General features: G+C 59.3%; 18 protein-coding genes. 12 read left to right on the top strand and 6 right to left on the bottom strand.

All coding sequences use genetic code 11. The annotated features are described in order from the left end of the window. Window positions 1–105 precede the first annotated feature (105 nt). From mazG to F2P67_RS27280, 3 genes are all read left to right on the top strand, one after another. A complete protein-coding gene (gene mazG, locus F2P67_RS27290) occupies window positions 106–939 on the top strand; it encodes a nucleoside triphosphate pyrophosphohydrolase (RefSeq protein ID WP_166226301.1) in 834 nt (277 codons plus the stop codon). Window positions 940–965: 26 nt separating this feature from the next. After that, window positions 966–1,508, top strand: a complete 543-nt coding sequence (locus tag F2P67_RS27285; protein ID WP_166226298.1) for a DUF2058 domain-containing protein — start codon at window positions 966–968, stop codon at window positions 1,506–1,508. A gap of 232 nt (window positions 1,509–1,740) precedes the next feature. Next, window positions 1,741–2,688, top strand: a complete 948-nt coding sequence (locus F2P67_RS27280; protein ID WP_166226295.1) for a hypothetical protein — start codon at window positions 1,741–1,743, stop codon at window positions 2,686–2,688. Between the two features lie 68 nt (window positions 2,689–2,756). On the opposite strand, the gene F2P67_RS27275 is transcribed toward F2P67_RS27280, so the two are convergent. The 6 genes from F2P67_RS27275 to F2P67_RS27250 form a co-directional block, all read right to left on the bottom strand. Beyond that, window positions 2,757–2,945 carry a hypothetical protein gene (locus F2P67_RS27275; RefSeq protein WP_166226293.1) on the bottom strand — a complete coding sequence of 63 codons (189 nt, stop codon included), beginning with the start codon at window positions 2,943–2,945 and terminating at the stop codon, window positions 2,757–2,759. A 390-nt stretch (window positions 2,946–3,335) separates the two neighbouring features. Continuing rightward, the gene (gene fabB, locus F2P67_RS27270) at window positions 3,336–4,556 is read right to left on the bottom strand and encodes a beta-ketoacyl-ACP synthase I (protein ID WP_003227152.1); all 1,221 of its coding nucleotides are present in this window, start codon (window positions 4,554–4,556) and stop codon (window positions 3,336–3,338) included. Between the two features lie 11 nt (window positions 4,557–4,567). Further along, a complete protein-coding gene (gene fabA, locus F2P67_RS27265; protein ID WP_003227150.1) occupies window positions 4,568–5,083 on the bottom strand; it encodes a 3-hydroxyacyl-[acyl-carrier-protein] dehydratase FabA in 516 nt (171 codons plus the stop codon). Between the two features lie 247 nt (window positions 5,084–5,330). Continuing rightward, window positions 5,331–7,235 carry an ATP-binding protein gene (locus tag F2P67_RS27260; protein ID WP_166226290.1) on the bottom strand — a complete coding sequence of 635 codons (1,905 nt, stop codon included), beginning with the start codon at window positions 7,233–7,235 and terminating at the stop codon, window positions 5,331–5,333. Further along, on the bottom strand, window positions 7,232–8,164 hold the full coding sequence (locus F2P67_RS27255; protein ID WP_166226287.1) for an ABC transporter substrate-binding protein: 933 nt from the start codon (window positions 8,162–8,164) through the stop codon (window positions 7,232–7,234). The genes F2P67_RS27260 and F2P67_RS27255 overlap by 4 nt, the downstream gene beginning before the upstream one ends. 1 nt (window position 8,165) lies before the next feature. After that, entirely contained in the window at window positions 8,166–10,289 is a 2,124-nt protein-coding gene (locus F2P67_RS27250) for a TonB-dependent receptor domain-containing protein (protein ID WP_166226285.1), read from the bottom strand. A 196-nt stretch (window positions 10,290–10,485) separates the two neighbouring features. On the opposite strand from F2P67_RS27250, the gene F2P67_RS27245 reads away from it, so the two are divergent. From F2P67_RS27245 to F2P67_RS27205, 9 genes are all read left to right on the top strand, one after another. After that, window positions 10,486–11,511 (top strand): NAD(P)H-dependent glycerol-3-phosphate dehydrogenase, encoded by a 1,026-nt coding sequence (locus F2P67_RS27245; RefSeq protein ID WP_166226283.1) that lies wholly within the window; start codon window positions 10,486–10,488, stop codon window positions 11,509–11,511. A 32-nt stretch (window positions 11,512–11,543) separates the two neighbouring features. Beyond that, window positions 11,544–11,891: a DUF4389 domain-containing protein gene (locus tag F2P67_RS27240; RefSeq protein WP_166226280.1), complete on the top strand. Its 348-nt coding sequence runs from the start codon at window positions 11,544–11,546 to the stop codon at window positions 11,889–11,891. Beyond that, the gene (sixA, locus tag F2P67_RS27235) at window positions 11,888–12,340 is read left to right on the top strand and encodes a phosphohistidine phosphatase SixA (protein ID WP_160059049.1); all 453 of its coding nucleotides are present in this window, start codon (window positions 11,888–11,890) and stop codon (window positions 12,338–12,340) included. The genes F2P67_RS27240 and sixA overlap by 4 nt, the downstream gene beginning before the upstream one ends. Before the next feature lie 201 nt (window positions 12,341–12,541). Then, window positions 12,542–14,197: an AMP-binding protein gene (locus F2P67_RS27230; RefSeq protein ID WP_166226277.1), complete on the top strand. Its 1,656-nt coding sequence runs from the start codon at window positions 12,542–12,544 to the stop codon at window positions 14,195–14,197. Between the two features lie 31 nt (window positions 14,198–14,228). Continuing rightward, a complete protein-coding gene (locus tag F2P67_RS27225) occupies window positions 14,229–14,672 on the top strand; it encodes a hotdog fold thioesterase (RefSeq protein WP_166226274.1) in 444 nt (147 codons plus the stop codon). Between the two features lie 120 nt (window positions 14,673–14,792). After that, window positions 14,793–15,599 (top strand): alpha/beta fold hydrolase, encoded by an 807-nt coding sequence (locus F2P67_RS27220; RefSeq protein ID WP_166226272.1) that lies wholly within the window; start codon window positions 14,793–14,795, stop codon window positions 15,597–15,599. Next, window positions 15,596–16,450: an alpha/beta hydrolase gene (locus F2P67_RS27215; protein ID WP_166226269.1), complete on the top strand. Its 855-nt coding sequence runs from the start codon at window positions 15,596–15,598 to the stop codon at window positions 16,448–16,450. Before F2P67_RS27220 ends, F2P67_RS27215 begins: the two co-directional genes overlap by 4 nt. A gap of 103 nt (window positions 16,451–16,553) precedes the next feature. Further along, entirely contained in the window at window positions 16,554–17,372 is an 819-nt protein-coding gene (locus F2P67_RS27210) for a DUF4892 domain-containing protein (protein ID WP_166226304.1), read from the top strand. Window positions 17,373–17,441: 69 nt separating this feature from the next. Beyond that, window positions 17,442–18,482, top strand: a complete 1,041-nt coding sequence (locus F2P67_RS27205; protein ID WP_166226266.1) for an AI-2E family transporter — start codon at window positions 17,442–17,444, stop codon at window positions 18,480–18,482. The last annotated feature ends 25 nt before the right edge of the window (window positions 18,483–18,507 follow it).

Genomic DNA, 18,507 nt, shown 5'->3' with positions numbered 1-18,507 from the left:
CGCTCCGCGTGGGAATGCCTCCAGTGACGCGGAGCGTCACCGCTGAATCCCCACGCAAGGCGTGGGAATGATCGAGATCGCAGAAAGGGTTGAGTGAGATTTTGTATGTACAGCCTTGAAGACCTGCTCCACCTGATGAACCGTCTGCGCGATCCGCAGTTCGGCTGCCCGTGGGACATCAAGCAAACCTACGCGACTATCGTCCCGCACACCCTCGAGGAAGCTTACGAAGTGGCCGACGCCATCGAGCGCGGTGACTTCGATCACTTGCAGGGCGAGTTGGGTGATCTGTTGTTTCAGGTGGTGTATTACAGTCAGCTCGCCCGGGAAGAAGGGCGGTTCGAATTTGCCGGCGTGGTCGACAGCATTACCCGCAAACTGATTCGCCGTCACCCGCACGTGTTCCCCACTGGCGATCTGTATGCACCGCTGGATGTGCCGCGCCTGAACGAAGAACAGGTCAAACAACGCTGGGAGGAAATCAAGGCCGAAGAGAGGGCCGAGAAATCCTCTGCACCGCAGCAATTGTCCTTGCTCGATGATGTGCCCGCCGCCTTGCCTGCTCTGTCACGTTCGGCAAAGTTGCAGAAGCGTGCCGGACAGGTCGGATTCGACTGGCCGGATGCGTTGCCGGTACTGGACAAGGTCCGTGAAGAACTCGATGAAGTGCTCGAAGCCATGTCCGAAAATGATCCGCAAGCGGTGGCCGACGAGATCGGCGATCTGCTGTTTTCCGTGGTCAATCTGGCCCGGCATCTGAAGGTCGATCCGGAAACTGCACTGCGTGGCGCCAACGGCAAGTTCGAAAGACGTTTCCGTTTTATCGAACAGGCATTGCGCGATACCCACCGTCCCATAGAAGATTGCACCCTCGAAGAGTTGGACGCCCTGTGGGGCGAAGCCAAACGTCAGGAAAAGAATTTGCCCAGCTGCGGCTGAGCCGTTGCCCAAGTGAGTAAGCATTAATGAGCCTTTCCCTTCGCGACCAGTTGCTCAAAGCAGGCCTGGTCAACCAAAAGCAGGCCAAGCAGGTCAGCAAAGACAAGCAGAAGCAGCAGCGTCTGGCCCACAAAGGCCAGGTCGAGCTGGATGACTCGCAGCAGCGTGCCGCCCAGGAAGCGATGGCCGAGAAGGTCAAGCGTGATCAGGAGCTGAACCGCCAGCAGCAGGAAAAAGCCGAGGCCAAGGCGCGTGCTGCGCAGGTCAAGCAGTTGATCGAAGTTTCGCGCTTGCCAAAGTTGACCACCGAGGACTACTACAACTTCGTCGACGACAAGAAGGTCAAGCGCATCTCGGTCAATACGCTGATGCGCAACAAGCTCAGTAGTGGTTCGCTGGCAATAGTGCACCATGGCGGCGGTTACGAAGTGATCCCCCGTGAAGCGGCGCTGAAGATCCAGGAGCGCGATCCGCAGCGCATCGTCCAGCTCAACGTGCAGACCGAAGAGGTCAATGCCGAGGACGATCCGTACGCGGCCTATCAGATTCCAGATGATCTGATGTGGTAATTGCTTCACCGTTCTAGCGGTTTACATGTTTGCTAGTACTTTGAATGTTTATATGGATTGAACCCGCCAGATCGTATCGATACGATCTGGCGGGTTTTCTTTTATCGGAAATTAACTTTTTAAAGTGTGTAGGTTTTGCAATGTTTGAAGTTGCGATGCCTGTGTGTTTTGGCGGTTTTTTTGTTATAGGGGAAAGCATGGAATAAATATTAACAAGATAAGGATGTCACTCATGCTGTTAAGCATTGCTTCATTGCGTCAACCCACTTTTAATCCGCAATTTTTTAACTTGCGCGGTCCGGGTCAGTCCATTACCGACTATGTATCCGCTGAGTTGAAAGCACGCGTCGGGTATGTGCGCCGAAAAATCAGGATCGCCGCTAAGGCCGCCGCTGCAGACCATGACGGTGCAGATTGCCTTTTCTTCACCTTGCCGGAGTTTTTCTGGAACATCCCCTGGCGTGAAGTCGACAGCGAAGAAGAGTTGCAGGAATTGACTACAGCCTATCTGGAAATGGTCACCGAGTCGGTTTCTTCGCTGATGGAAGACTTGTCGGTAGAGCGCTATGGCAAGATTGTACTGTTGGCGGGAAGTTGTGCGACCTTGATCAAGATCGGTGAAGGTGAGGGAAGTTATTACGATGTAATCAATTATTTGTTGGCGGTCACCAATAAAGAATATGAAGTGGATAAGCCGTTAATGTCGATGTGGCCGAAACGTAATGTGTCGGGAATAGACTTTGGCGAACATGTGGCGGCTGAAGACGGTTTCTGGTTCTTCAAGTTATTCGATGAGTTTGTCATCAAGGTCAAGGACGTCAGCTCTGTCAGTGCTGAGCACAGTTACTTCGCCGGTTACGAAGACCGGTTTATCAATAGCCTCGTCCCGGGGTGTCCGTTCGGCATTAATGTGTGTCTTGATTATGCGGTGCAGAGAGAGGGGCAGCGCGACGAGGAAGTTGAAATTCCTGAAGTGAAAATCGACTTTCTGATTGCCTGTGGCATGCCATTCGACGATGACAAACAGCACCCGGAATCCGTTCAGTTCTCGATCAGAAATGACGGCATGGGTGATGGTGAATGTGAAGTGGTGAAGCTTGAAGGCGGAAGGATTGTCGCTGAGATCCCCTCGGTGGAGATCGATGACAATATTTATCTGAGCGCCATTCGAATTGTCTGAAGGCCATTGATAAGGCCGCAGCCTGCTGCGAAAGGTGGGGCAGGCTGCAGCCATCGACAAGTCTGTGATCAACCGGTGGCGCGGTCGCGTTGTTGCTCTTGCACTTCAAGTTCGGCCTTGTAGTTGTGGGCATCGATCTCGTTGTGGAACATGCCGACCAGCAAGTCTTGCTGGTGCACATCCCAGATGCGGATACCGGCGGCTACGCCTTCGTGGGACATGTGTGAATCGTCGCGTTCAGTTACTTTTACAGTCATCTGCTAGCTCCAAATCTCAAGTTATCTGCAGCAAGGCGTGTGCAGGACTCTTTTATATGATTTGTTAGCTTGCTAAGTAAACGCTTGATTCGTGCAATGTATTCTTGCGAAAACCGCAACAGTGCTACAGCCCGCTGAATCCGCGACATTCGGTCGCAGGGTGTTAAGTTTCATGACAGAAATTTCATTTTCAGAACACCGAAACCCCCTGTAGGAGTGAGCCTGCTCGCGATTGCGCAATGTCAGTCGCCGACGATGTTGGCTGATCCACCGCTATCGCGAGCAGGCTCACTCTTACAGGGGATGTGTGTCAGCCATGAGGTTTTCTGCAGGCAAAAAAACGCCCCGAACCAGTCGGGGCGTTTTCATGTGCGGCTTAGCGGAAGGGAATTACTTGCCTTCCCAGCGCTTCAGCACCAGCGTGGCGTTGGTGCCGCCAAAGCCGAAGCTGTTGCTCATCACGGTGTTGATGGTGGCGTTCTCGCGGGTCTTGGTCAGCACCGGCAGATCGGCCACTTCAGGGTCCAGCTCGTCGATGTTGGCGGAACCGGCGATGAAGTTGCCTTCCATCATCAGCATGCAGTAGATCGCTTCGTGAACGCCGGCGGCGCCCAGGGAGTGACCGGACAGGCTCTTGGTCGAGCTGATCGCTGGAGCCTTGTCGCCGAACACTTCACGCACACCTTTCATTTCCGCGACGTCGCCGACCGGAGTCGAAGTGCCGTGGGTGTTCAGGTAGTCGATCGGGGTATCAACGGTGGACATTGCCATCTGCATGCAGCGGATCGCGCCTTCGCCGCTCGGGGCAACCATGTCGTAGCCGTCGGACGTCGCGCCGTAACCCACGATTTCAGCGTAGATTTTTGCGCCACGGGCCAGAGCATGTTCCAGCTCTTCAACCACGACCATGCCGCCACCGCCGGCGATGACGAAACCGTCACGGTCGGCGTCGTAGGCGCGGGAGGCTTGTTCCGGGGTGTCGTTGCGCTTGCTGGACAGGGCGCCCATGGCGTCGAACAGGAACGACTGGCTCCAGTGCTCTTCTTCACCGCCACCGGCGAAGACGATGTCCTGCTTGCCCATCTGGATCTGTTCCATGGCAGTACCGATGCAGTGAGCACTGGTGGCGCAGGCAGAAGCGATGGAGTAGTTCAGGCCCTTGATCTTGAATGGCGTGGCCAGGCAAGCGGAAACGGTGCTGCTCATGGTCCGCGTTACACGGTATGGGCCAACGCGCTTCACGCCTTTCTCGCGCAGGATGTCCAGCGCTTCCATCTGGTTGAGAGTAGAAGCACCGCCGGAGCCAGCGATCAGGCCGGTACGCGGGTTGGACACTTGCTCTTCGGTCAGGCCGGAGTCAGCAATGGCGTCTTTCATGGCCAGGTAGGCGTAAGCCGCTGCGTGGCCGACGAAGCGATAGATCTTGCGATCGATCAGCTCTTCAAGGTTGAGGTCGATGGAGCCGGAAACCTGGCTACGCAGACCCATTTCGGCATATTCCGGGTTGAACCGGATGCCAGGGCGGCTTGCACGCAGGTTAGCGGAGACGGTCTCTTTGTCATTGCCCAGGCACGAAACAATGCCCAGACCAGTGATAACGACGCGGCGCATGCGAATAACCCTTAGAAGTTGTCAGTGGAGGTGAACACGCCGACGCGAAGGCCTTCGGCGGTGTAGATTTCGCGACCGTCGACAGTCACCGAACCGTCGGCGATGGCCAGGTTCAGCTTGCCCTTGAGGACGCGTTTGATATGAATGTTGTAGGTGACTTTCTTGGCGGTCGGCAGCACCTGACCGAAGAATTTCACTTCGCCCGAACCCAGCGCACGGCCACGGCCCGGCAGGCCTTGCCAGCCCAGGAAGAAACCGACCAGTTGCCACATGGCATCCAGACCCAGGCAGCCCGGCATCACCGGATCGCCTTCAAAGTGGCAAGCAAAGAACCACAGGTCAGGGTTGATATCCAGCTCGGCGACCAATTCACCTTTGCCGTACTTGCCGCCTTCTTCGCTGATCAGGGTGATGCGATCGACCATCAGCATGTTCGGGGCGGGCAGTTGCGCGTTACCTGGGCCGAACAGCTCACCGCGACTGCAGCGCAGCAGATCTTCCCGAGTAAAGGCGTTTTGTTTGGTCATGCGAGCTCCTCAATAATCCCATGCGGCAGGTGGGGCAAATCTTCCCGACCGATCGACGCGTTCATGCCTCGAACCGGCAGCCTACTCATAGACTATTGCGTTGTGGTGAAAGTCACAGCACCAAGGACATGAATGTACACTTGTGCACTGAAATTTTTATTCAAGCCCCTTTTGAGGCTCGTTCGGGTGCCTAAGACTGCCGCACTTTCGCTTTTCATGCCAGTCGCAGATGGTCGAAAGGCCGTCATCACTGCACCCATCGCTGCAGAATCTGCTGCAGGTCATTACGTTTGAACGGCTTGGCCAGATAATCGTTCATCCCCGCCGCCAGGCAGGTTTCCCGGTCGCCCTGCAAGGCGTTGGCGGTCAACGCGATGATCGGCACCTCACTGCGTCCGGGCAGGCGACGGATCTGCCGCGTGGCCTCGTAACCGTCGATGATCGGCAGACGGCAGTCCATCAGAATGGCCTCAAAGCTGTTGCCCTCGGCAGTGCGTACCGCTTGCGCGCCATCGGTGGCAACACTGACAGTAAAGCCCAGGCTGCGCAGCATCGCTTCGATGACGGTCTGGTTCACCGGATTATCTTCCACCAGCAGCACATTGCGTCCTTCGCCGTGCCCATGGCCATGGGGCGAGCGCGGTGCGGCCAGAAGCGGCAACGCTTGTCTGGACAACGCCAGCGGAATTTCCAGTGTGAACACCGAGCCGCGACCTTCTTCGCTTTGCGCCCGCAACGTGCCGCCCATGCGTTCGGCCAGCGTGCGGGCAATCGGCAGGCCTAACCCGGTGCCGCCGTAACGCCGTGAGATCGAGCTGTCGGCCTGTTGGAAGGCGTTGAACATCAACTCCAGGCTCTCGGACGAAATGCCGATGCCACTGTCACGCACCGAGCAGGTGAACCACAGCAGTTCATGGTCCAGCGATTGCCACTGCGCCTCGATGCTGACGCGGCCCTGTTCGGTGAACTTCAAGGCATTGCCGACCAGGTTGACCAGAATCTGCCGGATCCGCGTCGGATCGCCTTGCACCTGCAAATCGCGCATGTCTTCGGGCACGCGCAATTGCAGGATCAGCCCACGCTGCACGGCACTGTGCTGGAACGACTGGGCGCAGGCGCCGATCAGCTCGGCGAGGCTGAACGGAATGTGTTCCAGTTCCAGCTCCGAGCGTTCGATGCGCGAGAAATCGAGAATGTCGTTGATGACTTTCAGCAGGTGTTCGGTGGATTCCGACGCCAGCGCCGCGTACTCGACCTGTTCCTCAGTCATCTCGGTGGTTTCGAGCAATTGCAGCATGCCCAGCACGCCATTCATTGGCGTGCGCAGTTCATGGCTCATCATCGCCAGAAAGTCGGATTTGGCGTTGTTGGCCTTTTCCGCTTCTTCGCGGGTCTGGATCAACTGCGCCATCGCCTGATGCTGTTCGCGGCTAGCCTGTTCGAGAGCCTGGGCAAGGTTGTTGATGTGCTGCGACAAGGCACCCAGTTCGGTGTCATCGACAATCGGCAGCGGTGTTTTGTAGTCGCCGTCCTGGATCGCCTTCACCGCATTGCCGATATCGCGGATCGGCTGCGACAGACTTCCGGCCAGTCGCCGCGCGAGTACAAACGTGAAGAGCAGGGCGAACAACGCCAGAATCCCGGCCTTGAACAGAATCTCCTGCTGGCGCTGACTGAACGCGTCGTTGGACAGACCGACGATGACCCGCCCCAGATAATCTTCGCCGGCGGCACTGTTGTTGGCCTTGGCGTCCTGGAAAAAATCGTTGTGCAGAGCGATCCGTTGCAGGCGCACAGGCGCCTGGAATACTTCGACCTGATGCGGGCGTTTGTGAGTGTCGGCGGGTTGCTCGACGTACACCAGAATCCGGTTGGCGCTGTCCTGAACTTCGATGAAGCGCACGTTCGGCGTGGCTAGCGTGGCTTTGAGCAGGCTTTCCAGCACTTCGTTGTTGCCGGAAATCACTCCGTACTCGGTAGCGGGCGCCAGTTGGTTGGCGATCAATTGACCGGTGTGATTGAGTTCCTGGCGCAAATCCTGAATACGCACGAAGGTAAAAAAGCTGATCAGCAACAAGGTCAGCAACAAGGCCGGGCCGAGGCTGATCAATTGTGTGCGGGTGTTGATGTCCCAACGGCGACGGAAACTCATGGGCGGCGCTCTCCTTCGGCCAGCTCTCTGGCGACACTCGCTTCGTTCAACGGTTCGATACCCAGGGAACGAGCCACTTGCGCATTACTTGAAACCTTGAAACGTTCCGGATAGAGCGTTCGCGGCCAATTGGCCGGCGACTGGTCGAGCAGATGGTCGAGCACTGCCAGCCAGTCGCTCTGATCGCTGTAGGTGCTGGCGAGGCTGCCGGCGCGCACAAATGCCACGTTGGGTCCGACCAGTGCGAGTTGCCGCGAATAGCTGCTGAGCAGAAGGTTTTTTGCGGTTTTCGGGTTGTACAGGTCGGGATCGTCGAGCCCCAGCAACACGTCGCTGTTTTTCAGCAGTGACTGCAACGGACGACTGTCCGCCGTGTTCTCCCAGCGTTGATTGACGATTTCCAGCTGCAACGGTTTCGCCGCCAGGTGCAACTCCTGAAGCAGAAACTCGCTGTGATGATCGAACAGCACGCCAATCCGGCGCGCCTGCGGCAGAATCCGCCGGATCAATTGCAGTTGCCGGGCCAGCGGCGGATCGCTCCACAGCAGGCTCAGATGCGCGGGTTGCGCGGCACCGAAACGTTGTTGCGCTTGCAGGCGGCTGATGCGCAGCACCAGCGTCGCCGGGCCTTGCGTGTCTTGCAGGCGCCAGTCGAGGCTCGGCAAGTCCAGCAGGATCAGGCGCAGGCTGCTCGGCAGTTTGCCTGGCGCGGGCAGGCTCGCCAGAGGCTGAAAACGCACGTGGTCAGTCGGACGCAACTCGCTCAGGGCCTGGACGAACGATTGCACGCCGGGGCTTTCTTCTGCGCCGGTCAACAGAATGTCAGCGGCTTGCACGGCCACTCCGTGCAGCCATGCCGTCAGGAAAAGACACAGCCCGACCAGCCATTGGCCTGCGCTCGGCAGTTTCCGTGACGTGCCGTTACGCATCCTAGAACTCCAGCTCGGCGCTGAAATACATTACCCGGCGTTCGTCATAATTGTTATCGACGAAGGTGGTCGGCTCGTGGTCGAGGCGTTGTTGCAGCACGCCGGCCAATTGCAATTGCGCCTTGCCGAAGGCGATGCGTTTGGCGATCCGCGTGTCCACCCGTTCGAAGCGGTAACCGTTGAGGGCGTTGTTACCGTAATAGAAGAGGGCGCTGTTCCAGCCGTGGCCCCAATCGCGCAACCATCCGGCAGAGCCGCTGTTGCGTGCAGTAAATTGCTGATCCAGCGGATTGCTCGCCTCGGCGTCGACGAAGGCGTACGTGAAACGCAAACGGTCGGCCAGACTGACACGCCAGTCGAGCTGGGTTTCGGTGCCGCGAAAGCGTGAGCTGTTCGCGTTGCTAGCGATGTATTGGTTGTTGCGCAGCGGCTCGCTGATCATCCCGGTGATTTCGTCGTAAAACAGCTTCACGTCCAGCGCCAGACCGAGTTCGGCGAAGTAGCCGTTGTAGCCCAGTTCCCGTGAGCGCATGTGTTCCTGATCGAGATCACCCGGGCCACGGGTCTTGACGAAGTAACGCGCTGAAGTCTGACCGTAGGCGGCGGGCCGCAGGTTGCTCACCTGATAGCTCCAGTTGACGTTGTTCTCGAACATGTCCGGCGAACGGATCGCCTCCGAGTACACCGCGCGCAGACCGTGGCGCGGGTTGATCAGATAATTGACGGCAAACCTTGGCGTCAGCGAGCTGCCGATCAACTGTGTGTCTTCGAACATCGCGCCGCCCTGCAACAGCCAGTGCTCCGTGGCGCGCCACTCCAGTTGGCCGAATGCACGCCAGGTGGTGTCGTCCAGCGTGCCGTTGAAATAGGTCTCGGAGTCGGCCCGGTCGTAACGATAGTTCATGCCGCTGACCAGGCGCAGGCTGTCGGACAGGCTGAGGGTGTCCTGCAGTTCGAGGTCGTAGCGCGATTCGCGGGCGCTCTGGTCGATGTCGCCGCACAGGGTCTGATTGGCTCCGTTGCGCCATTGATCGAGGACGCGATTGGCCAGGGCCATTTCCTGCGGTGTGCCAGGAGCGGCGCCCGGGCCGGTGAAACGGGTGATGTTGCGCGCCAGGCGTTCGGTGTAGTTCGGGTCGAGTTGCCACAGTTGCGTCAACTCCGGGCTGAACGACACCTCGGCGTCGCAGGCGCGCCAGGTTTGCTGACGATCCCAGTGTTGTGCCGAGCCTTGTATATAAAGGCTGTGTTCAGGATTGATGTCGAGATTCCAGCGCACCGAGCCGGCGTAGTCCTTGGCTACCACGTCGGAATTGTTCCCGGCGGCGGTAATCCCGGAGAACACCGGACGGTAGGTATAGGGCCGCTGGTTGGTGCCATCCTTTGCGTTGACCTGCCAGTCGAGGCTCTGGTTGTCGCTGAGGGTGTGGCTGACCGCGAGGCTGAAGCGGTTCAAGCGGCGGCTGTCGCGATAATCGGCGCCAGTGCGGTCGCTGTCGAAGCCGTCGTCTTCCTGGCCGGACAGCGACAGGCGCAGATCGCCGCCATCCCATCCGGTGCCCTGACTGGCATAGAAGTCATTGATGCCGCGCTGGCCACGGGTGATCTTCAGTCGCGTGCCGTGACTGTCCGCCGGGTTGCGGGTGATGATGTTGACCACCGCCATCAGCGCGTTGGCGCCATAACTGACGGTGTTCGGGCCGTGAAAGACTTCGATGCGTTCGATGTCTTCCATGGCCACCGGAATATCACTCCAGTCCACCGTCGCCAGACCGGCGCGGTACACCGAGCGGCCATCGATCAACACCTGCATGCGCCGTGCTTCGGTGGCGTTGGTGCCGTGATAATTGACCGCCGCCTGATTGCCGTTGATGTTGCCGACCATCATCCCCGGCACCAGACGCAGCAATTCGCTGATATCGCGGGCACCGCTGGCGTTGATCAATTCGCTGTCGAGTACGGTCATGCTCCCCGGTACTTCCGCCGGTGTCTGTTTCAGGCGCGTGGCCGTCAGCACCTGCGGCAGTGCTTCGCTGTCGACAAACAGATCGTCCGCCTGCAACACCGGGCTGAACAACAGCGCCAGCAACAGGGACGAACGCGGGGATGAAGAACCGACGGACACGATACAGCCTTGAAAGCAGAGAATTGGCGCGCATGTTAACCGAGGGCTGGGACTTTTCCAGTCACGTTGCAGGCATTTTCCTAGGATTTATTGGTCTTCTTCCTACAAGTGTCGGTAATTGTTGCTGGGGCTGGCCGCGCGTAAGGCGCCCCGTATAATGCCGCCATCGCCACTGGTATGGATTAACGGATTGCATATGACTGAACAGCGCCCGATTGCGGTCCTGGGAGGCGGAAGTTTTGGTACCGCCGTGGCCAATCTTTTGGCCGAGAACGGCCATCAAGTCCGGCAGTGGATGCGTGACCCCGAGCAGGCCGAAGCCATCCGGGTCAACCGCGAAAACCCGCGTTACCTCAAAGGCATCAAGATTCTGCCGGGGGTGACCGCCGTCACCGACCTGCAGGAAACTCTCGACGCCTGCGACCTGTGCTTCGTCGCGCTGCCATCCAGTGCGTTGCGCACGGTGCTGGCGGCGCACGCCGAGCGTTTGAGCGGCAAGATGCTGGTCAGCCTGACCAAAGGCATCGAAGCCCACACCTTCAAACTGATGAGCCAGATTCTCGAAGAGATTGCCCCGCAGGCGCGCATCGGCGTGCTGTCCGGGCCGAATCTGGCGCGGGAAATCGCCGAACACGCGCTGACCGCCACCGTGGTCGCCAGCGAAGACGAAGAACTCTGCAAGCAAGTGCAAGCCGCATTGCACGGTCGCACTTTCCGCGTGTACGCGAGCGCCGACCGTTTTGGTGTCGAACTGGGCGGGGCGTTGAAGAACGTCTACGCGATCATCGCCGGCATGGCGGTGGCGCTGGAGATGGGCGAGAACACCAAGAGCATGCTGATCACTCGCGCCCTGGCCGAGATGACCCGGTTTGCGGTGAATCAGGGCGCCAATCCCATGACCTTCCTCGGTCTGGCTGGCGTGGGAGATTTGATCGTGACGTGCTCCTCGCCCAAGAGCCGTAACTATCAGGTCGGCTTCGCTCTCGGCCAGGGTCTGAGTCTGGACGAAGCGGTGTCGCGCCTGGGCGAAGTCGCCGAAGGTGTGAACACGCTCAAGGTGCTCAAGGCCAAGTCTCAGGAAGTCGGCGTGTACATGCCGCTGGTCGCCGGGCTGCACGCGATTCTGTTTGAAGGGCGCACGCTGGAGCAGGTGATCGGCCTGTTGATGCGTGCCGAGCCGAAAACCGACGTCGACTTTATTTCCACCAGTGGTTTCAACTGATTCAGCGTTTTTCAAGGACAGCGGAGCAAGCCATGAACGATCCGAAAACCGAAGCCAAGTACGAATCCATCCTGCTGCGGGTGCTGTGGATGGTCGTCTATTTACTCGTTTGGCAAGTGGCGCAGTTCATCCTCGGCGCAGTGGTGCTGGTGCAGCTGGTGTATAGACTGATTTATGGTGCGCCGAACGCCGGCCTGATGAATTTTGGCGACAGCCTGAGCCAGTTTCTGGCGCAGATCGGCCGCTTTGGCACGTTTCACAGCGACCAGAAACCGTGGCCGTTCGCCGACTGGCCAACGCCGCGTACGCCGGAAGGTGAAGCACCGCACGCCGTGCCAGCAGCACCGCACCCGGCCCGAGATGAGGAACCCAAGCTATGAAACTCTGGGTATTGCGTCATGGTGAAGCCGTGCCTTACGGCTCGTGCCCTGACTCCGAGCGGGAACTGACCGAGCACGGTCGCAAGGAAGCCTTGAGCAGCGCGGCGCATTTGATCGGCCAGCCGCTGACAGCGATCTACGCCAGCCCTTACTTGCGGGCGCAGCAGACTGCGCAGATTGTTCGCGAAGCGCTGGGTTTCGAACCGGAGATCCGCACGGTCGAGTGGCTGACACCGGAAGTTGATCCGGACAAAGTGACCGATCAACTGGTGTCGGTGAGCAATGTGCTGCTGGTCAGCCACAACCCTTTGGTGGGTAATCTGCTCAGCTATCTGCAGCATGGCGCCGGGTATCCACCGGAGAAGGTCAGCACCGCCGGTTTGGCTGAGCTGGAAAGTCCTGAACTGCTGATTGGCTCAATGACCCTCAACAGCCTCAAGCATCCTTAACACCGCTCCCCTGTAGGAGTGAGCCTGCTCGCGATACGGCCATATCAGTTGATATCAATTTAGGCTGATACACCGCTATGGCGAGCAGGCTCACTCCTACAGGTTCTCTGTGCATCTGAAATTAATTGTTTGAATTTTCCAACCAAGCACTTGCTTGGTTGACTACGCTTGCTCCAGACCAAAAAAACAGGAGCGAGTCGCATGTCTGCCGCATTCCGTTTGCCGCTGGACGTGTTCTACGAACGTGAAGCCCGGCATCCGCGCCAGCGCTTTCTGGTGCAGCCCGTCGGTGGCGGCAATGTAGAGACCCTGACCTGGGCCGACGTCGGCCATCAGGCCCGTTGCGCCGCGCACTGGCTGCGCGCGCGGGAGCTGCCGCCCGGCAGCCACATCGCCCTGATCTCGAAAAACTGCGCGCACTGGATCATCGCCGACCTCGCGATCTGGATGGCCGGGCATGTTTCGGTGCCGCTGTATCCCAACCTCACCGCCGACTCCGTGGCCCAGGTGCTCAAGCATTCGGAGAGCGCACTGGCGTTTATCGGCAAGCTCGATGACTGGCCCGGAATGTCGAAAGGTGTGCCGGTCGATCTGCCGACCATCAGCCTGCCGCTGCACCCGCCGGGCGAGTTCGATTTCAACTGGGCGGACTTGCAGCGTTGCTCGCCGATTCAGGACGACCCGCGTCCTGCTGCCGAACAACTGGCGACCATCATTTACACCTCCGGCACCACCGGCCTGCCCAAAGGCGTGATGCACAGTTTTGCCAATCTTGGTTTCGCCACGACCCGTGGCACGCAACTGTTCGGGCTCAACGAGAATGACCGGCTGCTGTCGTACCTGCCGCTGTGTCACGTCGCCGAACGCATGTTTGTCGAGCTGGCCTCGATCTATACCGGGCAGACGGTGTTCTTTGCCGAAAGCCTCGACACCTTCATCACCGATCTCAAGCGGGCGCGGCCGACCGCGATGTTCGGTGTGCCACGGATCTGGACCAAATTCCAGATGGGCGTCTACAGCAAGATCCCGGCCAAGCGTCTGGATTTCCTGCTTGGTCTGCCGTTCATTGGCAAGCGGGTAGGGCACAAAGTGCTGGCGGGGTTGGGGCTGGATGCCTTGCGCGTCGCTCTGTCCGGTGCGGCGCCGGTGCCGCAGACCTTGCTTACCTGGTATCAGAAACTGGGCCTCGACGTGCTGGAGGTCTATGGCATGACCGAGAGCTGCGGTTATTCGCACATCTGCCTGCCAGGCCAATACAAGCAGGGCTGGATCGGTAAACCCTGCCCGGATGTCGAAGTGCGGATCGACGAATCGGGCGAAGTGCAGGTACGCAGTCAGGCGAACATGCTCGGCTACTTCAAGGAGCCGCAGAAAACCGCCGAAACCCTGACCGAGGATGGCTTTCTGCGCACTGGCGACAAGGGCGAGCAGGATGCTGAAGGGCGTTTGCGCCTGACCGGCCGGCTCAAGGAAATCTTCAAAACCAGCAAGGGCAAATACGTCGCTCCGGCACCGATCGAAAATCGTTTGGCGGTGCATTCGCGGATCGAACAGGTATGTGTGGTCGGTGACGGGTTAAGTGCGCCATTGGGTTTGTGCGTGCTCTCTACGGTCAATCAGGAAGAGGGCCGCGCGAGTCTGCATTCGAGCCTGGAAAAACTGCTTGAGGAGGTCAACGCCGTACTCGACAAGCATGAGCGTCTGCGTCGACTGGTGGTGGTCAAGGACAGTTGGGCGGTGGAAAACGGCTTCCTCACGCCGACCCTGAAAATCAAGCGCAACGTCATCGAAGACACCTACGGCGCGCGCTTCGAAGAATGGAGCGAGCGCAGCGAGGCGGTGCTGTGGCAGGATTGAGCGACGACTAAAACAACAAAGGAAGCTTGCGATGACTGTGTGGCGCACCACTCCCAACATCGAGCAGTTGAACGCAATCCAGAAAAACACCATCGGCGAAGTGCTGGACATCCGTTTCGAAGCCTTCGACGAACAATCCCTGACTGCGAGCATGGTCATCGACCATCGTACCCACCAGCCTTACGGCTTGCTGCACGGCGGCGCGTCGGTGGTGCTGGCGGAAACCGTGGGTTCAATGGCCAGTTATCTGTGCATCGATGCCAGCAAGTTTTACTGCGTGGGGCTGGAGATCAACGCCAACCATTTGCGCGGCCTGCGCAGTGGCCGGGTGACAGCGGTGGCCAAGCCGATTCATATCGGCCGCACCACGCACGTGTGGGATATCCGCTTGACCAGCGATGAAGGCAAGGCCAGTTGCGTGTCGCGGTTGACCATGGCGGTGGTGCCATTGGGTGAGCAGCCACCAGCGCGATAATTGTCAGTTCGCCCATAGCTTTGACCTGACTGTCATCATTCCTGGCAGTTACGGTCATTGCCGCAGAACGTGGTCTTGCGGACAATCAACGCCACGTTTATCGCTTATGGATTTGCCAGCATGTCGCAACCGATCTTTTTCGCCCACGCCAACGGGTTCCCTTCGGGCACCTACGGCAAGCTATTCGAGGCGCTGGCGCCCGAGTACCGGGTCGCGCATCTGGAGCGGCATGCCCATGACCCGCGCTTTCCGGCGGACGACAACTGGTACAACCTGGTCGACGAGCTGATTCATCATTTGCAGCAGCAGGAGCAACCGGTGTGGGGTGTCGGGCATTCATTCGGCGGTGTTCTGCATTTGCACGCGGCGTTGCGTTGCCCTGAACTGTATCGCGGCGTGGTGATGCTCGATTCGCCAGTGCTGACCCGCAGCGATCAGTGGGTGATTCGGGCGGCCAAGCGCTTTGGTTTCATCGACAGGCTGACCCCGGCCGGGCGCACATTGGGGCGGCGCGAGGAATTTGCCGACCTCGACAGTGCGCGCAGTTACTTTGCCGGCAAATCACTGTTTCGCGGTTTCGATCCGGAATGTTTCGATGCTTACCTGCAACATGGCCTGCATCCGGTCGGCAATAAGCTGCGCCTGCGTTTTGATCCGGCCACCGAGATCAGCATCTATCGTGGCGTGCCGCACACCAGCCCCGGTCGTACCCGCCAATTAAAAGTGCCGCTGGCGGTGGTGCGCGGGCACAAAAGCAACGTGGTCATGCGCCACCACACCCGTTTCGTTGCGCGCATGCCGCAAGGCGAGGCGCTGAGCATGCCCGGCGGGCACATGTTTCCCCTTGAGCGCCCGCAAGACACCGCACGCCTGTTGAAGAACCTGTTCACTCGCTGGGAAACCCGTCAGGACAAGGATTGCGCATGAGCCCGACTTTCGAAGAAGTGCGCCTGAGCCTGCCGCATATCGAACTGGCGGCGCATTTGTTCGGGCCTGAAGACGGATTGCCGGTGATCGCCCTGCATGGCTGGCTCGACAACGCCAACAGCTTTGCGCGGCTGGCACCGAAGCTCAAAGGTTTGCGCATCATCGCGTTGGACATGGCCGGACACGGGCATTCCGGACATCGACCGAACGGTGCAGGCTATGCGTTGTGGGATTACGCCCATGACGTGCTGCAAGTCGCCGAGCAAATGGGCTGGAAGCGCTTCGGCCTGCTCGGGCATTCGATGGGCGCTATCGTTTCGCTGGTGCTGGCCGGTTCGTTGCCGGAGCGCATCAGCCATCTGGCGCTGATCGACGGAGTGATTCCTCCTACAGACAAAGGCGAAAACGCCGCCGAACGCATGGGCATGGCCTTGCAGGCGCAGCTGGATCTGCGCGAAAAACGCAAGCCGGTTTACAACACGCTCGACCGCGCCATCGAAGCGCGGATGAAAGGGCTGGTGGCAGTCAGTCGTGAAGCCGCCGAGCTGCTGGCCCAGCGCGGCTTGATGCCGGTGCCCGGCGGTTACACCTGGCGCACCGATAACCGACTGACCCTGCCATCGCCGCTGCGCCTGACCCAGGAACAGGCCATGGCGTTCGTTCAGCGCATCGCCTGCCCGGCGCAATTGATCGTCGCCGCCGACGGCATGCTGGCCAGGCACACTGAACTGCTGGAGGGTCTACCCTTCAAGCGCGAACAGCTGGCGGGCGGGCATCATTTGCACCTGAACGATGAGTCCGGCGCGGATCTTGTCGCAGACTGTTTCAATCGCTTCTTCGCCATTCCTTGACTTGAAGCGGGCAACTGTCGAGGCTGGGCGGGTTGAAATGGGAGACAACCACGATGGATTTCTATACCGCTACGACCCCGAACCGCCAAGCCATGTCGATCCGATGAACCTGGCCAAGCGATCACTCAGTCTGTTGGCGCTGTGCTGTTTCAGTTCCGTTTCGTTCGCTGCCGATGTGCCGGGCAGTCAGGATCTGCAGATCGTGCCGCGCCTGGCCGACGCGCAAATCGTCGACTACCGCCCCGCCGTGGAGCTGGAGCGCATCTACCCGCTGGGTTCGATCCGCAAGATCAGCGGCCAGTTGCGTTTCGACGGCCAGGTCACCGCCCGTGGCCAGACCACCTCGGTGACCTACGAGTTGCCGCCCGAACATTCCGCCACGGAAGCCTTCACCGCCGCCCGCGAGGCCTTGCAAAAACAGGATGCCGAGTTGCTGTTCTGGTGTCAGGCGCGTGATTGCGGCGAAAGCAGCCTGTGGGCCAACGAGGTGTTCGGCAACTCCAAACTGTACGGGGCCGACGAGCAACAGGCCTATCTGTTGCTGAGGCTGGCGGCACCGAAGGACAACACGCTGGTGGCGCTCTACAGCATCACGCGGGGCAATCGCAAAGCCTACCTGCATGTCGAACAGTTCGAGGCCGTTGCGCCGCTGGGCGAGTTGTTGCCGACTTCCGCGACTCTGTTGCGTCAGCTCAAAAGTACCGGCGAGCTGGACTTTCCCAAACTTGTGAATGATCCGGATGACACGTGGCTGCGTCTGATTTCCCGTGGCCTCAACCTCGATACCACGCAGCGGGTGACGGTGTCCGGGCCGAAAGCCGAAGCCTGGCGCCAGGCGCTGATCAATCAGGGCGTGCGTGCCGCGCGGATGGAAACCGGCAGCGTCGATGGCGCGGGCCTGCGCATCGATCTGTTGCGATAAGCTTTATTGGGCGAGCACGCGCGGTGTGTTCGCCTATTCTTGGCCTGACTGACTTTTTCGAGACTCTACATGCTCAATAACGATCGACTGCTGGTGCAGATCCTGCTGCTGGTGTTGTTTGGCGCCAGCCTGTGGGTGATGGCGCCGTTCTGGTCGGCGCTGTTCTGGGGCGCGGTGCTCGCGTTTGCCAGTTGGCCATTGATGCGTCTTTTGACCCGGTGGCTGAACGGGCGCGAATCGCTGGCCGCGGCCATTCTGACCCTGGGCTGGATGCTGCTGGTGGCGGCGCCGCTGGTGTGGCTGGGGTTCAACTTGGCCGACCATGTGCGTGATGCCACGGCGTTCATCAAGGATGTGCAGGTCGACGGCCTGCCGGAAGCACCGGTCTGGCTGGGCACTGTGCCGTTTGTGGGTGAGCGGCTGGTAGGAATCTGGAACAGCATCGATCAGCAGGGCGCGGCGCTGATGGTTTCGATCAAGCCGTATCTCGGGCAGGTCGGGAACTGGTTGTTGGCGCGCAGTGCGCAGATTGGCGGCGGGATTCTAGAGCTGACTCTGAGTATTGTCTTTGTGTTCTTTTTCTACCGGGACGGGCCACGGCTGGCGGCGTTTGTGCACGGTCTGCTTGAGCGTCTGATCGGTGATCGTGCCGGGTATTACATCGAGCTGGTCGCCGGGACGGTGCAGCGGGTGGTCAACGGGGTGATCGGTACGGCGGCGGCGCAGGCAGTTCTGGCGTTGATCGGGTTCCTGATTGCCGGAGTACCGGGGGCGCTGGTGCTGGGGATTGTCACGTTTCTGCTCAGTCTGATTCCGATGGGGCCACCGTTGGTGTGGGTTCCGGCCACGGCCTGGCTGGCCTGGAAAGGTGAGTATGGGATGGCGGTGTTTTTGGGGATCTGGGGGACGTTTATCATCAGTGGCGTGGATAACGTGCTCAAACCTTACCTGATCAGCCGGGGCGGGAATTTGCCGCTGGTGATTGTGCTGCTCGGGGTGTTTGGCGGGTTGATTGCGTTTGGGTTTATCGGGTTGTTTATCGGGCCTACGCTTTTGGCGGTTGCTTATAGTTTGCTGACGGATTGGAGTAAGAGTCAGGCTCGGGTATAAGCGCGGGCTTTGGTTTGGGCTTTGG

The organism is Pseudomonas atagonensis (assembly GCF_011369485.1).
Classification (GTDB): Bacteria; Pseudomonadota; Gammaproteobacteria; order Pseudomonadales; family Pseudomonadaceae; genus Aquipseudomonas; species Aquipseudomonas atagonensis.
This window is presented reverse-complemented; position numbering and strand designations above follow the sequence as displayed.

Excerpts from the sequence above, each read along its gene's own strand:
- mazG (WP_166226301.1), top strand. The coding sequence starts at position 106 with ATGTACAGCCTTGAAGACCTGCTCCACCTGATGAACCGTCTGCGCGAT.
- F2P67_RS27285 (WP_166226298.1), top strand. The coding sequence starts at position 966 with ATGAGCCTTTCCCTTCGCGACCAGTTGCTCAAAGCAGGCCTGGTCAAC.
- F2P67_RS27280 (WP_166226295.1), top strand. The coding sequence starts at position 1,741 with ATGCTGTTAAGCATTGCTTCATTGCGTCAACCCACTTTTAATCCGCAA.
- F2P67_RS27275 (WP_166226293.1), bottom strand. The coding sequence starts at position 2,945 with ATGACTGTAAAAGTAACTGAACGCGACGATTCACACATGTCCCACGAA.
- fabB (WP_003227152.1), bottom strand. The coding sequence starts at position 4,556 with ATGCGCCGCGTCGTTATCACTGGTCTGGGCATTGTTTCGTGCCTGGGC.
- fabA (WP_003227150.1), bottom strand. The coding sequence starts at position 5,083 with ATGACCAAACAAAACGCCTTTACTCGGGAAGATCTGCTGCGCTGCAGT.
- F2P67_RS27260 (WP_166226290.1), bottom strand. The coding sequence starts at position 7,235 with ATGAGTTTCCGTCGCCGTTGGGACATCAACACCCGCACACAATTGATC.
- F2P67_RS27255 (WP_166226287.1), bottom strand. The coding sequence starts at position 8,164 with ATGCGTAACGGCACGTCACGGAAACTGCCGAGCGCAGGCCAATGGCTG.
- F2P67_RS27245 (WP_166226283.1), top strand. The coding sequence starts at position 10,486 with ATGACTGAACAGCGCCCGATTGCGGTCCTGGGAGGCGGAAGTTTTGGT.
- F2P67_RS27240 (WP_166226280.1), top strand. The coding sequence starts at position 11,544 with ATGAACGATCCGAAAACCGAAGCCAAGTACGAATCCATCCTGCTGCGG.
- sixA (WP_160059049.1), top strand. The coding sequence starts at position 11,888 with ATGAAACTCTGGGTATTGCGTCATGGTGAAGCCGTGCCTTACGGCTCG.
- F2P67_RS27230 (WP_166226277.1), top strand. The coding sequence starts at position 12,542 with ATGTCTGCCGCATTCCGTTTGCCGCTGGACGTGTTCTACGAACGTGAA.
- F2P67_RS27225 (WP_166226274.1), top strand. The coding sequence starts at position 14,229 with ATGACTGTGTGGCGCACCACTCCCAACATCGAGCAGTTGAACGCAATC.
- F2P67_RS27220 (WP_166226272.1), top strand. The coding sequence starts at position 14,793 with ATGTCGCAACCGATCTTTTTCGCCCACGCCAACGGGTTCCCTTCGGGC.
- F2P67_RS27215 (WP_166226269.1), top strand. The coding sequence starts at position 15,596 with ATGAGCCCGACTTTCGAAGAAGTGCGCCTGAGCCTGCCGCATATCGAA.
- F2P67_RS27210 (WP_166226304.1), top strand. The coding sequence starts at position 16,554 with ATGAACCTGGCCAAGCGATCACTCAGTCTGTTGGCGCTGTGCTGTTTC.
- F2P67_RS27205 (WP_166226266.1), top strand. The coding sequence starts at position 17,442 with ATGCTCAATAACGATCGACTGCTGGTGCAGATCCTGCTGCTGGTGTTG.